Origin of the sequence: Vampirovibrio chlorellavorus (assembly GCF_003149375.1) — a bacterium.
Lineage (GTDB): Bacteria > Cyanobacteriota > Vampirovibrionia > Vampirovibrionales > Vampirovibrionaceae > Vampirovibrio > Vampirovibrio chlorellavorus_B.
The window spans coordinates 1-14,254 of sequence record NZ_QFWH01000009.1; the positions used below are offsets into that span (position 1 = coordinate 1).

The 14,254-nt window shown below is 47.4% G+C and carries 16 protein-coding genes and 1 tRNA gene; 11 read left to right on the forward strand and 6 right to left on the reverse strand.

Annotated features, from left to right (window positions below; genetic code table 11):
* From DF283_RS11335 to DF283_RS11345, 3 genes are all read left to right on the forward strand, one after another.
* The coding region (locus DF283_RS11335; RefSeq protein ID WP_303674987.1) for a hypothetical protein at positions 1–199 on the forward strand (199 nt) is incomplete at its 5' end.
* Positions 196–948 carry a DUF1828 domain-containing protein gene (locus DF283_RS11340; RefSeq protein WP_303674988.1) on the forward strand — a complete coding sequence of 251 codons (753 nt, stop codon included), beginning with the start codon at positions 196–198 and terminating at the stop codon, positions 946–948. The genes DF283_RS11335 and DF283_RS11340, both read left to right, overlap by 4 nt.
* 8 nt (positions 949–956) lie before the next feature.
* On the forward strand, positions 957–4,133 hold the full coding sequence (locus DF283_RS11345) for a type I restriction endonuclease subunit R (protein WP_303674989.1): 3,177 nt from the start codon (positions 957–959) through the stop codon (positions 4,131–4,133).
* 328 nt (positions 4,134–4,461) lie between these two features.
* Here the strand turns inward: DF283_RS11345 and DF283_RS11350 are convergent, their stop codons facing one another.
* The 3 genes from DF283_RS11350 to DF283_RS12815 form a co-directional block, all read right to left on the reverse strand.
* Complete coding sequence (locus DF283_RS11350) at positions 4,462–4,959, reverse strand: RDD family protein (RefSeq protein ID WP_303674990.1); 498 nt, start codon at positions 4,957–4,959, stop codon at positions 4,462–4,464.
* A 57-nt stretch (positions 4,960–5,016) separates the two neighbouring features.
* Positions 5,017–5,802, reverse strand: a complete 786-nt coding sequence (locus DF283_RS11355; protein ID WP_303675105.1) for an RDD family protein — start codon at positions 5,800–5,802, stop codon at positions 5,017–5,019.
* A gap of 278 nt (positions 5,803–6,080) precedes the next feature.
* Positions 6,081–6,698, reverse strand: a complete 618-nt coding sequence (locus DF283_RS12815; protein ID WP_443083018.1) for a thermonuclease family protein — start codon at positions 6,696–6,698, stop codon at positions 6,081–6,083.
* Positions 6,699–6,760: 62 nt separating this feature from the next.
* On the opposite strand from DF283_RS12815, the gene DF283_RS11360 reads away from it, so the two are divergent.
* Positions 6,761–7,132, forward strand: coding sequence for a helix-turn-helix domain-containing protein (locus DF283_RS11360; RefSeq protein ID WP_303674991.1), 372 nt, complete (start codon positions 6,761–6,763; stop codon positions 7,130–7,132).
* Positions 7,133–7,293: 161 nt separating this feature from the next.
* On the forward strand, positions 7,294–7,686 hold the full coding sequence (locus DF283_RS12820) for an IS1/IS1595 family N-terminal zinc-binding domain-containing protein (RefSeq protein ID WP_443083019.1): 393 nt from the start codon (positions 7,294–7,296) through the stop codon (positions 7,684–7,686).
* Here DF283_RS12820 and DF283_RS11365 read toward each other — a convergent pair.
* Positions 7,662–8,507: a hypothetical protein gene (locus DF283_RS11365; protein ID WP_303674992.1), complete on the reverse strand. Its 846-nt coding sequence runs from the start codon at positions 8,505–8,507 to the stop codon at positions 7,662–7,664. The genes DF283_RS12820 and DF283_RS11365 overlap by 25 nt on opposite strands.
* Before the next feature lie 104 nt (positions 8,508–8,611).
* Here DF283_RS11365 and DF283_RS11370 point away from each other — a divergent pair, with 104 nt between their 5' ends.
* From DF283_RS11370 to DF283_RS11385, 4 genes are all read left to right on the forward strand, one after another.
* Positions 8,612–8,788 (forward strand): helix-turn-helix domain-containing protein, encoded by a 177-nt coding sequence (locus DF283_RS11370; RefSeq protein WP_303674993.1) that lies wholly within the window; start codon positions 8,612–8,614, stop codon positions 8,786–8,788.
* A 74-nt stretch (positions 8,789–8,862) separates the two neighbouring features.
* On the forward strand, positions 8,863–9,984 hold the full coding sequence (locus DF283_RS11375; RefSeq protein WP_303674994.1) for an AAA family ATPase: 1,122 nt from the start codon (positions 8,863–8,865) through the stop codon (positions 9,982–9,984).
* A 55-nt stretch (positions 9,985–10,039) separates the two neighbouring features.
* The gene (locus tag DF283_RS11380; RefSeq protein WP_303674995.1) at positions 10,040–10,897 is read left to right on the forward strand and encodes a tyrosine-type recombinase/integrase; all 858 of its coding nucleotides are present in this window, start codon (positions 10,040–10,042) and stop codon (positions 10,895–10,897) included.
* A 38-nt stretch (positions 10,898–10,935) separates the two neighbouring features.
* Entirely contained in the window at positions 10,936–11,154 is a 219-nt protein-coding gene (locus DF283_RS11385) for a hypothetical protein (protein ID WP_303674996.1), read from the forward strand.
* Between the two features lie 93 nt (positions 11,155–11,247).
* Here the strand turns inward: DF283_RS11385 and DF283_RS11390 are convergent, their stop codons facing one another.
* Positions 11,248–12,516 (reverse strand): tyrosine-type recombinase/integrase, encoded by a 1,269-nt coding sequence (locus DF283_RS11390; RefSeq protein ID WP_303675106.1) that lies wholly within the window; start codon positions 12,514–12,516, stop codon positions 11,248–11,250.
* Positions 12,477–12,553, reverse strand: a tRNA-Pro gene (locus tag DF283_RS11395). Before DF283_RS11395 ends, DF283_RS11390 begins: the two co-directional genes overlap by 40 nt.
* 197 nt (positions 12,554–12,750) lie before the next feature.
* Between DF283_RS11395 and DF283_RS11400 the strand changes: the two genes are divergently transcribed.
* Together DF283_RS11400 and DF283_RS11405 are read left to right on the forward strand one after the other, a co-directional pair.
* Positions 12,751–13,494: a M48 family metalloprotease gene (locus tag DF283_RS11400; protein ID WP_303674997.1), complete on the forward strand. Its 744-nt coding sequence runs from the start codon at positions 12,751–12,753 to the stop codon at positions 13,492–13,494.
* Positions 13,495–13,875: 381 nt separating this feature from the next.
* The gene (locus DF283_RS11405) at positions 13,876–14,208 is read left to right on the forward strand and encodes a CxxC-x17-CxxC domain-containing protein (RefSeq protein WP_303674998.1); all 333 of its coding nucleotides are present in this window, start codon (positions 13,876–13,878) and stop codon (positions 14,206–14,208) included.
* Positions 14,209–14,254 lie beyond the last annotated feature (46 nt).

Genomic DNA, 14,254 nt, shown 5'->3' on the forward strand with positions numbered 1-14,254 from the left:
TGAAGAAGCCTTGAGTCAAGGGTTTAAAGCCGAAAACTTTGCCTCCCGGACGGAAGAATACCGTACCTTTGAAGAGGCCATTGTCGCCTTTTGGCAATATGTTGGCATTCAAGATGACTATGTTGACCATTTCCCATTTCTTAACAACCTGTCACAATTAAAGTTGCAGTTCCCGCAATCGCCGGAGCAAAAGGTATGACGACACTGGATCTTCTAAAATCAGCCTTTACAGGCACCTTTCAGCTGAAAGAAAAGCGCCCCAACATTTTTCAGATCGTGGCACCCTTTTTCCATGAGGATGGGGACATGATGGAGATTTTTGTAGAGCCTACCAGCAAAGACCGTTATCGAATTTGCGATTATGGTCTAACGCTGATGCACCTCTCCTACAATGTCAATATAACGGAGAGCAAAGAGTCCCTTTATAGCCGCATCATCAAAGAGAATGGCCTCGATGAACAGGACGGAAATATATTTATTGAAAGCGATTTCGGTAATCTGCTTCCTAATTTCTTTCATTTTGCCCAAGCGCTGGCCAAGGTCTCCAGTTTGCAGTACCTAAAAAAGAAAGCGGTCCAGAATTTATTTTATGATCTGCTTATTGAGCATATCCAGCAGGAATACGCCGATATCCCGTATAAGCTCAAAGCGACACCGATTCCCTCCAATAAAGAGTCTATTGTGGATGTGATATTTGAGTTCCCTCGGCATCCTTTATTCCTATTCGGCGTTAAAGAAAACGACAACCAAAAGGCGCTGGAAATCGCCGCCAATTGTTTTGAATTTAAAACCGAAAATATTAATTTCCAGAGCGTGGTAGTCTACGAAAATTACGATACGCTTACTAATAAAAACCAAAAGCGTCTATTAAGGGCTACCGACAAGCAGTTTCTGGATTTCGAGCAATTCAAGCATGAAGGTCGCCGATTTGCTGATAACGTGGCTTAAACCGAACAATGAGCAACTGCAAGAACGTGAATGAGTACACCGAAGACTTTCTGATCGAGCAACCCGCCATTGAGCTTTTTCAATCCCTGGGCTGGTCTCACTTTAACGGCCATGGCGAGGGGGATGGGCCACGCCCTGACCTATCAGGTCGGGAAACCCTGACTGAAGCCATTCTGCGCCCTCGCCTCCTGAAAGCCCTGCAAGCTCTCAATCCCACACTACCAGACGAGGCCATTGTTGAAGCCGCTAGCATCCTCTCCCAAGACCTGAGTATCTTGATTCTGGTGCAGGCCAACCGGGAAGCCTATCAGCTACTCAAAGAGGGGGTGAAGGTTAAATTCAGAAACGAAGAGGGCATTGAAGAACAAGACACGGTTCGGGTGATTGACTGGGAAACCCCGGAGAATAACGATTTCTGTCTGGCCTCCCAACTGTGGCTTACTGGGGAAATGTACAAACGGCGCACCGACCTGGTGGGCTTTGTGAATGGCCTGCCCCTCTTGTTTGTGGAACTCAAAGCCTCCCACAAGCGACTGAAAAACGCCTTTGATGAAAATTTCCGAAGTTATCTCAGCGATATTCCCCAACTGTTTTGGCATAACGCCCTTGTCATCCTGTCCAATGGCAGCGAAAGCAAAGTGGGGAGCCTTACCTCTGGCTGGGAGCACTTTGCCGACTGGAAGCGCATTAGCGATGAAGAGGAAAAAGGCATCATCTCGCTGGAAACCATGATTCGGGGCACCTGCGAAAAGCGCCGTTTTCTGGATATTGTGGAAAACTTTATTCTTTTCCAGGAAGGCAAAGGGGGCCTGATTAAGCTGGTGGGTAAAAATCACCAAGTGTTGGGCGTTAATAACGCCGTGAAGGGGCTGGATGGCATTAAAGAGAATCAGGGTAAGCTGGGGGTGTTCTGGCACACGCAGGGTAGCGGCAAAAGTTACTCCATGGTCTTCTTCGCCCTCAAGATTTTACGCAAAGTGCCGGGCAACTGGTCCTTTGTCATCGTCACAGACCGTCAGGACCTGGATACTCAGATCTATAAAAACTTCGCCGCCGTGGGTGCTGTTACTGAAAAAGACGTCCAGGCCGGTAGTGGGGAGGATCTGAAAAAACTGCTGCGGGAAGATCATCGCTTTGTGTTCACCCTGATTCAGAAATTCCGCACTGAACAAGGAGAAGCCTACCCGGTGCTGTCTGAGCGGAGTGACATCATCGTCATTACGGATGAAGCCCACCGTAGCCAATATGACACCTTTGCCGCCAACCTACGGAAAGCACTTCCCAATGCGGCCTTTATTGGCTTTACGGGTACGCCATTGATCGCTGGTGGGGAATTGACCAAAGAAGTCTATGGGGATTACGTCAGTATCTACAACTTTCAACAGTCGGTCGATGACAACGCTACAGTGCCCCTGTTCTATGAAAACCGGAAGCCGGAACTCCAACTTAAAAATGAAGACCTTAACGAGGACATGGAGCGCCTGCTGGATGATGCACTGCTGGATGAAGAGCAAGAGGAAAAACTGGAAAAGCAGTTTGGTCGAGAATATCACCTCATCACCCGAGAGGAACGCCTGGAAGAAGTGGCCAAAGATCTTGTCACTCACTTTCTCAACCGGGGCTTTCTGGGTAAGGCCATGGCGATTTCCATCGATAAAACCACCACTGTCCGCATGTATGACAAAGTTCAGAAATATTGGCATTTAGAGCTGGAGGCCCTTAAACGCCGGTTGGCCATGGCGTCGCCCTCTGAAAAAGCCCTGCTAGAAGCCAAAATCACCTACATGGAAGAAACCGACATGGCGGTGGTGGTATCCTCTGAGCAGAATGAAATTGAAAAGTTTCAGGCCAAGGGGCTGGACATCAAGCTTCACCGGGAGCGGATGGTCAAAGAGGATTTAGAAGAATATTTCAAATCCACAGAGAAAAATGAAAAGACTGGCAAATACCTCCGTCTGGTCTTTGTTTGCTCCATGTGGCTGACGGGCTTTGACTCGCCCAGCATTTCCACCCTCTATCTGGATAAACCCATGAAAAACCATACCCTGATGCAAACCATTGCCAGGGCTAACCGGGTCTTTGCAGATAAGAACAACGGCCTGATTGTGGACTATGTGGGGGTATTCCGAAATCTACAAAAAGCCCTCGCCATATACGGCACCCCTCAAGGTGGCTCCAGCGATATGCCGGTCAAAGAGAAAAAAGAGCTTCTCATTTACCTTGAGCAGGCGATTGAAACCATGACGAGCTTCCTGACGGGCCTTCAGGTTCACCCGAAAACAATCATGGACGCCACTGGCTTTGAGCGGGTCAAGCTCCTGGATGACGCTGTAGACGCCATCCTGCAAAACGAAGAAACCAAAAAGAAGTTTCTGGGCCTGCAAGGTCAAATTCAAAAGCTCTACAAAGCGATTCTCCCGGATGCCATGGCGGAGCACTTCAATCCCATTCGCTTCTTGTTTAAGGCCATGGCTGATAAAATCCGCTCTCTGTCTCCAGAGGTAGACATTTCTCAAGTGATGAGTGAAGTGGAAAGGCTACTGGATGACTCCATCGCCCCTGAGGGCTTTGTCATTGAAGCGAGTAGCGAACAACCCTTGATTGACTTAAGCCAAGTGGACTTTGCCGCCCTCCAAGCCCACTTCAAGCAGGGACGCAAGCACACTGAATTTGAACGGCTCAAAAATGCGGTGGCCAATAAACTGACCGACATGGTGGAAGCCAACCGAACCCGCATGGACTACCTGGAAAAATTCCAAGCCCTCATTGATGAGTACAATGCGGAAACCCCCAACATTGAGTTGCTCTTTGACAAGCTGGTGGCCTTCACCCAGGAGCTGAACGAAGAGGAAAAGCGGGGCGTCGCTGAGCAACTGAGCGAAGAGGAGTTAGTGCTCTTTGACATACTCACCAAGCCGGACATGGCCTTAACCCCCAAGGAAATCAACGAAGTTAAGAAAACCGCACGGAGCCTGCTGGCTAGTCTTAAAAAAGAAAAACTGGTACTGGATTGGCGCAAGCGGCAACAAAGCCGAGCTGAAGTCCGTCTGACAGTCGAAAAAATTCTGGATACCGAATTGCCTCGCTCCTATACCCCTGAGGTGTTCAACAAAAAGTGCGATACCGTCTATCAGCACATCTACGAATCCTACTTCGGAGACGGCAGAAGCAAGTACGCCTCCTAAGCCTGTTGACTGGGGCCTTCAGCTCTACTGACTCGTTGAGCTAGCCAGGGTGGTGGGTTGGGTGGGGAGCCTATCGGCCATGGCGCTATATCTAGCTTAAGGTTATATCCTAAAGGGGGGTGGGGTTATGGATAATGGGTTCAGGACGAAAAAATATGAGCCATTTTGGGCTACGTGCGCCTTAAGCAAAATTTGTGCTTGCCAGATGTGCCTCCCGCTAAGTCCTCATCCGTCCTTTCGGCTACTCAGGACTCCTTCGGAGAAGACCGGCGGCTCACGCCGCTTCTTCTGTTTAGGGAACTAGGGGTGTTCAGCCGAATGTGTCTATCTACTTAATTTTAAAGACTACGACTGCACCGGGTAGCAAGTCGTGCATCCCCTGCTTTTTGTCGTTCAATGTCATGAACAGAATTTGAGCGCCAACAATCAGCAGCAATCCTCCAACAAAAGGGTAAGGGTTACTGCCTGAGTCAGCCATAAGCGAGGCAAATATACCTATCAGGAAAACAAGCCCCAGATTCACCACCAGATTGCACAAAAAGCGCAGTTGAACCCACTCAATGGGAAGGTATTGTCCTTGGCTTCCACAAACCCGAAGCCCTAAAATACGCTTCCCAAATGTTCCCTGCCAAGGGCCAGCCTCTAAATCAGACGTATAAAACCACTCAATGCCAACGTGAATCAAGACTGTCCACAGGCCAATCCACTGCCAAAATAAAGCATAAGCCCCGAAGACAAAGGGCAGCAAAATTAACTTATCAAGCAAAAAGGCTATCAGACGCCGTTGCGTTCCTGCGTACTCTAAATTATTGATAGTTGAGTTCATTCTTGTTCACCCTGATTTCCTTATTGAAGTCCAGGCCAGAAAACATAGACCGTGGATCTAACCGATATCGTCATTAATGACTAATGTCCCAGCCATCAGGTCGTGCAGACCTTGCTTACGAGGGGTAAAGCCAATCAGCACAAAGCCAATGCCCAGGGTCAGCAATGAAAGGCCCTTGCTCAGGTCACGCCAAAAGGCATGCCAATAAGTCAGGCGTTTCCCTGTCCGGCTAATAATCTTGATGCCCATGACTCGTTTACCCAAAGTGGCTTGTGCAGGGGAGCTTTCGCAACTCACAAAATAAATTGTACTGAGGAGGGGAGGCACAAAGCCATTAAATACCATTGCGCTAATGAAAATAACAACCAATAGAAGTAGCGCATCAATTCCAAAAGCCAACGCTCGCTTTGTAAAACCAGTGTAAGAGTATGTTCTGGCCAGGAATGGGATGTTAGGAGGTTCTCTTAAAGCATCCTCTGGTAAGTCACTCACTGCCGTCCAGTCTTTCTCCCCGTCTGCCTGAACCAAATCCGTCGGTAATAAATCCCGCCGAAGAATCATCTCCTTTAACTTCGCTCCCTCAATCGGCCCGTACTTTTTACCGCTGATGGAGTAGTGCCATTGAGAGCCAGAATAGGCCCCCAGGCTGGCCGTGGTCGGAAATATAGAGTCCAGACTCTGAATCGTCGTCCAGTCGCCCATCCCCTCTTTCCAAACCCAATCAGTGGGTTTGAGCTGATTTGTTTTCACTCGCCCTTGAAGAGCGGCTAAAGTAATGGGACCAGTGGGTCTTCCCGATTCCAGGTAATGCCACTCAGGCTTTTCCAATAAGGCGGACTCCATCACCTATCCCCCACACACCCGGCAAGGAATGCCGCCTTGGCGAATTGCCTGGGATTTTGGCATTGACACACAATTGCGGGTACACCGTTGAGCCCATTCGCAATTGGGCTTATGGTACTTAAACGAGTGCGTGTTGAAAAATACTCTTTCCTCCGCCTGATTGGCTTTCCCAGCGCTTGTCGGGACTTTCTCGTGGTTGTGGGCCATGGCGGGTGGGATAGATAGCAAACCCAAGGCTACTGTTATAGCCGTAAACCCTGCCATTACTTTTCTCAAAGTCATTGATTGGCTCCTTGGTCATTCCTATATACTGGGTGCTTCCGCTGTTGATGCCGGTAGTCCCACGGGCGAACGCCACCATCGGGAAGTGCCCAGACACCCACTTGATTCTGTTTAGCGGCTTGTTCGGCCTGCTGGTACTTACCACCAGAATATTGGGTATAGTCGTATGCGAGTCCTTGTTCTACCAGTTGCCGTTGAACGTCCTGACCATTCACGAAAACAGAGCAAACCCGCCGGTTGTAACTCCACCCCTCACAGACCAGGGTTGACTCCTGATCTACGACAAGCTGGATCATGGCATCCCTTGCGGATTCCGAAAAGGGCTGGCCTATCTCTGGGGTGTCGATGCCCGAAAAGCGTACCCGTAAACCGTCTTCTAACCTACAAGTATCCCCATCATGGCAACTTACAAACCGTTCGGCCATGGCAGGCAGTGATAAGACAAGGCTTAGACTGATTACTGGAAGCGCTTTGAGGACACGCAAAGACTTTGACCTACCAGAGATAGCGGCAGACCCATACTTGAATATTTTGGACAGCACAACGACAACCCCTTTTGGGCGTGATATTCTAAGCGGTTGCTCCGCCTGTAATTTCAGACGTGGAAAGCTCATTAAAAGCGTAACAACCACTTGTTACGCAATCAAAAGTTATCATCCATAAAATAGGCTGTCAAGTGACATACCTCGGAAATAAGCTGAAAGAGTTGCGTGGCTCCCTCTCTCTTTATGAAGTGGGAGGAGACACTGGTATACCTCGCATCGAAATCAGTCGGTATGAACGAGGCCAGCACCTCCCAACCCCAAAAAATCTTCAAAAATTGGCGGATTATTACGAAGTACCTTATGAGGATCTTCGGGTACTATACTTTTCAGATTATTTCTCAGAGGAAAATGTTGATCGGCCCGTTGTTTTGAAATGGGCACTGACCCAAGTCCTGAATTCAATGGAAATGAATATTATTAGTGCTTTCAGAGGGATTCCTGTTACCAAACAGGGAGAAGTTCAAGAGCGCCTCCTGGCAATGCTCAATGAAGAAGCCACTTAGTCTATTGGCCATGGCGACAATTCAGGCGCCTGGACTTGTTTTTGGTAGGATTTCAGGCCTGCCTCCCTGCCAAAAAAACTTATAATTTGTTTTTTCCAGCAATAATGGAAATAGTGCCCCAACCGCTTTTCTTCCAGGGCATCTCGCCCTAGAATAAAGGCATGAGACCTCATTGCCCCCGCTGTAAAAAGCACTCTCCCTATAAGTATGGCCACACCCTGGGCCGCCAGCGCTGGAAGTGCCGAGCCTGCGCTTATGCGTTTACTGTTCCGCATCTTCGGTATAAGCCCGCTGAGTGCCTCTACAAGGCCGCTGATTTATACGAGCAGGGGCTGAGTTCTAATCGAATTGCCAAACGCCTTAATCTGTCGCCGACTACTGTTCTAAAGTGGGTTCGCTTGCTGTCCCCCTCGTCAGCCAGGATTCACCAGAAGCGCCCTCGGGCCGTTTACCCTCCTGAAGTTACGGCAGCTTTGCGAGAGTGCCGGAGACACCCCAGTGTGTATAAAACCGCAAGCTCCAAAGCCACTTACTCTGGATTACCCAAAGAATGAGCGTTCACATACTCCATATATTCAGAGTGGTCAAATACATCCAGCCCATATTTGGACATCGTCACAAACCGCTCTTCCAGGAAATCCGTAAAGAGCTTGATAATTTTAGTTCTCTTCACTGTCTCATCAAAGACTCTGCTCCTTTCAATCTCTTCTAAGGCCACTCTGAAGCGGTGTTTCACGATTCCTGCCTTTCCGTAGCAGCAATTTTTGTGCTGATAAGGGCTGTACAATTTCTTTTTTTGGGCCTTGCAGTTATTGACATGACAGTATTTAAAGCGCTTGTCAGGATTTTTTATCCTCAACCCATTCACAAAACCAGGTAGCTTCTCAGTATTGCAAAAAGGCAAGCTACACCATAAACATTGGCCATATGGGGGCTTATATAATTCCCGTAATTTTTTTGTGACCGGCGTTTCAATCTCATAAAGCCTGTCTGAGGATGGGGCTGGTAAGTGAAACTCAAAATCATCAATTCCTAGGTTGGAAGCTTGGATCAACACCCAACGAATACCCCTTATCACGTTCCCCTGAGCGTCAAGAATAAAGATTAATGGAATATTTTCTTCTGGATTTTCCTGAAATAGAAGAGCTGTGTACTGGGTCTGAAAATCTAACAAGCACCTGATGTTTGCGGTTCCCATCCACTCTAAGGGTTCAATGGCGTTTTTCCATAAGCCTTCTGGATCTTGCAAATTAAAAGCATCCCAAAACCTTCTCTGAAGCTCGGCTCTCTCTAGGCAAGTTTCAGAAAAGATGATGGATTGCTTAGCCTTAACAAAATCCAGTAATTCTCTGTTTAAAAAATCATAAGTTTTCATTACGGTAGTAATACTTATCAGTTACTCAAATTAGAATACCCTTAAAACACTTCATTTATAACTGTTTATGTGCAATTCATTACTGTTCAAAAAAGGCAAATGAAATGAATACCCCCAACTTATTAAGCATCAAGCAGTTAGCAAGCGAATTGACCGTCTCAGAACAAACCATTCGGCAATGGATCAAACTGGGTTTGGTCCAAGCTATCAAACTCAGAAAAAAGTGGGTCGTCCCTCTTTCTCAACTGGAAAGCATCAAGAAAAACGGAATCCCTCACTAATCCGAACCCCAAAATTATTTCAGAAAACATCCCCTTAGGGATTTATTTAACCTGCTCAGAAAGGAGCAAATTTTATGTCGACCGAAAACCCCACAATACAAGAATCCTTCACCCTGGAACAATTGCTAGCCAAAGAATTTCCAGAGCCCCGTTGGGTTGTTGATACCCTCTTAACGGAAGGGCTCACCATCCTTTCGGGTGGTCCCAAGATGGGAAAGTCCTGGATGGCCTTGACTATTGGAATTGCAATCGCATTAGACACAAAGGTGTTTGATAAATTGAGCACCCAAACCGGCTCGGTCCTGTATTTGGCGCTTGAGGATAACTTCCGAAGGCTGCAAGTGCGATGTAAGAAATTACTCAGCCAGGAGCAAATACCCAACGACAAACTTATTTTCCGTGATACGTTCAAAAAAATGGATGCACAGGGTATTCAGGACTTGCAAGAACTGCTGGAAAAAAATCCAAGCATTCACCTCGTTATCATTGACACTTGGGGTAGAGCCAAGCCCTCAACCAATGGTAAAGCAGCAAACTACGAAACAGAAACGCTATATCTAGGAGCTCTTCAACGTCTTGCCGTCGATAAAGGCATTAGCATTTTAGTCTTTCACCATACCCGAAAAGGCACCGGGAACTCTGAAGACGCTTTTGATGATGTTCTCGGTAGCACGGCTATTACCGGTGTCGCTGATACAAACCTCATCCTGATCAAAGACCGTATGACAGGAACGGCCACTTTGAGAATGACAGGCAGGGACATTCAAGACAATGAGCTCTACCTCCAATTTGATGCTGAAACCGTAAGGTGGAAGATAGTTGAGAAACCGCAGGTTCAGCCCGGTGAGACAGAATCTAAAATTTTAGCCGCTTTTGAAGAGGAGGAAATCTTTGGTCCTAAAGAGGCGGCTGAAAAAACAGAGATGTCTGAAGACAGAGTTAAGAAAGCCCTAGGCAGAATGGTAGAAAAGGGATTTCTGCTAAAAGAAAATCGGGGCAAATATCAAAAACCATTCACCGTGTCACTTCCAACCCAAAAAGCTCATCCAGAAACGACTTCCACGGAGACAGAAGGGTTGTCACCAAATGTCACTTCAGAAGAAGACAATATCAATCCTCCTTCCGGAAGTGACAACGGTGACAGTGTAGGCCAAGTAGTTGTCACCAGCCAAAGCAACGCCATCCCTGTCTCTTAGCAAGATAGGGACAAAGTGAAACGAATTTTTATTCAATAAAAGGAGACCCTAATTAATGACTTCTCAAACTTTAACCCATTTTGAAGCTGCTCACGCTTGGGCAGAAGGCATGGAAAACGGAACTTTAACAGGTAGAGTTTTCAGCAGCAGCACGAGCCAAATCTACTGCTATTATGCCGTTGATTTTTTTACTACCTACGATGTTTTGTCAGAATCCACCCTGAAAAGCGCTCTAGCTTCCATCCCTGCAGAAAATTTTGCCAAACGAGAAAAATATCATCGTACTTTGATTTCGCTTGCAAAATATTTGGTTGCCGAAGGGATTCTAGCTGAGCCTCAGCTAGTCAAAATGCAGAAACTCAGACCCAAACGCCACCTGCCACCCAAGAAGACTGTTGTAGATGCTGAGAACCTAGCCATACTCCTGGAAGCCTGTGTATCCAAATTAGATCAGTTGATTGTAACCCTGCTTTCCTCTACAGGCATCAGAGCAACAGAAGCCTGCAATATTAAAATTAACGACATCAATTTTGCTAAACAAAGTTTAACAATCCGAGTTGGCAAATGGGGTAAGAGCCGCCGTGTTGGTCTCTCCCTCAACGCAGTTCAAGCCATCCAACTATATTTAGAAGGCAGAGCCTACCAAAGTAACGAATACCTTTTTCTAAACAGAAAGAACCAGAAAATGGATCGCCATGGGCTAAATCAAAGGCTTCAGCGTATTGGCAAACTAGCTGGTATTCCTGTTTCTCCTCATGCCTTGCGACGTGCTTTTGTGACGATTAACGCTAACAACGGGAAGCCTCTGCATATGCTTCAGATGGCTTGCGGCCATAGTGATATTGAAACAACCCGCAGTTACTGTATGACCACAGAAGAGGAGGTGATCAATGCAATGAAGACCTGGGGTTAAGCCCCGATAGTAAATTACAATAATTAAGGACTTTAAAAATGTTGAAAAAAACAAAAAAGATCCAAGTCTCTTCTGAAAGAGAGCGTGAAGGTTACTCTGGAAGGTTTGCAGAACTCTTCAGTGAAGAAGAATATCTGGAAATTATAAACGGCAGTAAGCCCACTTTCCCTAATCAGTGTGATGAAGGTGAAATAGCAGACATCCTTTCTCCTTTTTTCGCCCCGTTTCCTATGTGGCAACAGGACACGTCTGATTGAGATTAAGGAGCAGCTTAAAACAGAAAAATAAGAGTCAAGCCCCCATTGAAATACTCTCTGGGGGCTTGCAGCCTGTTTCAACCCTAATACTTTTTATTTTTCATCCCAAGTTCTCATTGCCTCAACAACTTCCTGCTCAGTAGTCATGCAGTAACTACGAGTCGTAGCAATATCTGAATGCCCACAAGCAATCTGGAGCATGACTAGAGATCTACCCTTATTTGCATTTAGCGTTACAAACGCTCTTCGCAGGGCATGTGGATAAGCTGTTACCCCAGCATCTCGGGCAATACGCTGGATGCGTTGGTGAATACCGTGGCGGTCCATTGGCTTTCCAACACGATTCAGAAATAGATACGCACTTGGTCCACAATCAATGCGAGTCTCTCGATAGGACTGAATCGCTTCAATCACGCCCACAGGAAGCCCAACCTTTCGAGTTTTCCCTCCTTTGCCACGTTGAACCGTTAAGATGGCCTTTTTCAGGTCTATATCAGAAAATCGAAGCTGGCAGGCCTCTGAGGCTCGTAAACCAGTATGCGCCAACAGAGTAACAAGCAAGGTGTCTAATGGACTTTCGCATGCCTTTAAGAGGCTTGTAAGGCTATCGGTATCCACTGTCGCCTTTTTAGGTGGAAGGTGCCGCCTAGGGGTTAATGGTTTTACTTCCTCTAGAAAAGATTCTGACAAAGCTTTTTCCTGAATCAGGTATTTACCAAGGCAAACCAATGCCTTGAATATCTTTTCCCGCTTGGCAAAATGCTCAGCAGGGATAGAGGCCAGCTTTTCCTTTAGACTGTCTGCCGATAAGGCTGAATAACTCTCAAAAAACTTCTCCACATAAAGCTGATAGATTTCCACAGTCCGAGAACTAAACACCTTTCCATTGAAAACCCCTGTCTGCATCGCTTTAATCCAGACAGGAACAAACTCGGGGTGACTTTTTAAGACTTGGGGTTTCCTATTTGTCTTTGAGGCGCTTTTGAAACTTGTCAGTTGGTCTTGCTGGGCAAGCAATAACTCGACCGCAAGGGGGCTGATTTGATAAGTGATTGAGCCGCCATAGGGCTTTGGAATGGCTGATAACTTGCCCGTTTCACACCAAGTCTTTACAGTCTGCCGAGATACACCAAGGATTTTAGCCACATCACCAACACTCAAAAAGTGGCCGGAAGAACTTGTCAGTTGTTTGTCAGTTTGCCCCTTTTTGGGTCGTTTTTGACCCGATTTCGGTTGAGAATTCTCAGAAACTAAAACAGTCCCCGGATTCGCTGAAAAAGCTGGAATCGCTGGAGACTGTTGGGGTTTAGATGGTTTATAAATGGTCGGACCGACAGGATTTGAACCTGCGACCCCTTCCACCCCAAGGAAGTGCGCTACCAAGCTGCGCTACGGCCCGATTTGATTTACAAGGGGATAGTGGTAAGTATATGTAAAGAGCATTCCCTTAACAAGACCCCATTCGCAAATGTGTAAAAAATCAACACAAAACAAAAACACCCTTAGCCTGGAACCCAAACACCCTTTGAGCGCCATTGATTAACGCCCTCTTTTTCAGGATATTGATGTACATTGAGCCATCAGGAGCCCCTCGGCATGAAACGTCCTTTCTTCTTTTTAGTCGCGCTTTGCCAGCTTATGCTTCTCTTCAACCCGGTGTGGGCCCTTAACGACAGTGCGTCTCCACGGCCCGTTCTTGCCCCGCAGCGAACACTACAGAATCAACAACACCTCCCCGATAGACAAATCGCCCAACTGCAGGGACAAATAAAAATCGCGCCCGCGGTCAACACGCCTGAAACCATTCTCAAACGCCTGCAATCGGCCAATCAGATTCCCCCGGAAGTCTGGCCCACGCTCCAGATAGAGCGCTCTGATACGCTCAACGCCTCTACCGACGGCAAGAACCTGATGATCACCGACACCCTGTTGGCCAAACTGCGCAACGATGACGAGCGCGCCTTTGTCCTCTCCCACGAGCTGGCCCATATTCTGCTGTCTCATATCAGTAAAACCCAGCTACGACGCACTGGACTGTCCTTGCTGGACTATTTCCTGGAGCGCAAGGCCGGACCAAACAGCTTGCTGGCCACAGCCAGCCGTCTCGGCATCAATCTGGTTGATCTCAAATCCTCTCGCGGATATGAGTATCAGGCGGACGACCTTGGGGTCCAGCTCATGAGCAAAGCAGGCTATAACCCACAAGCAGCCATTCAGGTCTTTGATATTCTGGAAGCCAATAACCCGACTGGTGGCACGCCGGGCTTCCTGCTCTCTCACCCCATTAGCCGAAGCCGCATTGAAGCGCTGGTCAAAAAATACAAGCTCTCGCTTCAATAAGAGCGATTCGCAACAACAATCGTTGGTCTGACCCCCCTTATCACTTAGACTAGACGAGCCAAAAAATGACTCCTGCAATCCGATTTGTCAAATCCCGTTTCTGCAGTCCTATCCACTTGGGCTATAGTCAACCAGCGGTCTTTAGTCATCAAAGTAGACAATAGACCTATTGTTTGCCGGGCAGTACTCATGCTAACTGTCTGCAGGCAATCATTTTACCCTTGTTGACCATAAAAAACAGGACTTGAAACTTACTCCAAATGATTCCATAATACATCTGAGAGTTTCTGCGGATAGGTTGTTCAGTCTCACGTAAGACAAGGCCTCGTTCAAGAAAACTCCCGGTACACTAAACTCATAAATCGAATGAGGCCATGTTAAATGGAAGACAAACAGATCGTCTGTACGACTTGCGGTACTGACTTTACCTTCACGGGGGAAGAGCAAGAATTTTACTTTACCAAAGGCTTCCAGGAGCCCAAGAAGTGCAAGCCCTGCCGGGATGCGGCCAAGCAAGCCCGTGGCGGCGGCGGTGGCGCTCGTGGCGGATTTGGTGGCGGTGGAAACCGTGGCGGTGGGTATGGTGCCCCTCGTGAAATGTTTGACGCGGTGTGTGCCGGTTGCGGCGTGCAAACCCAGGTGCCCTTCCAGCCCAAAGGCAGCAAGCCCGTTTATTGCCGGGACTGCTTCCAGGCCAGTCGGTCTTACTACTAAATTTTCAGTAGATTTGACAAAAGAGGCAAGTTTAACACTTGCCTCT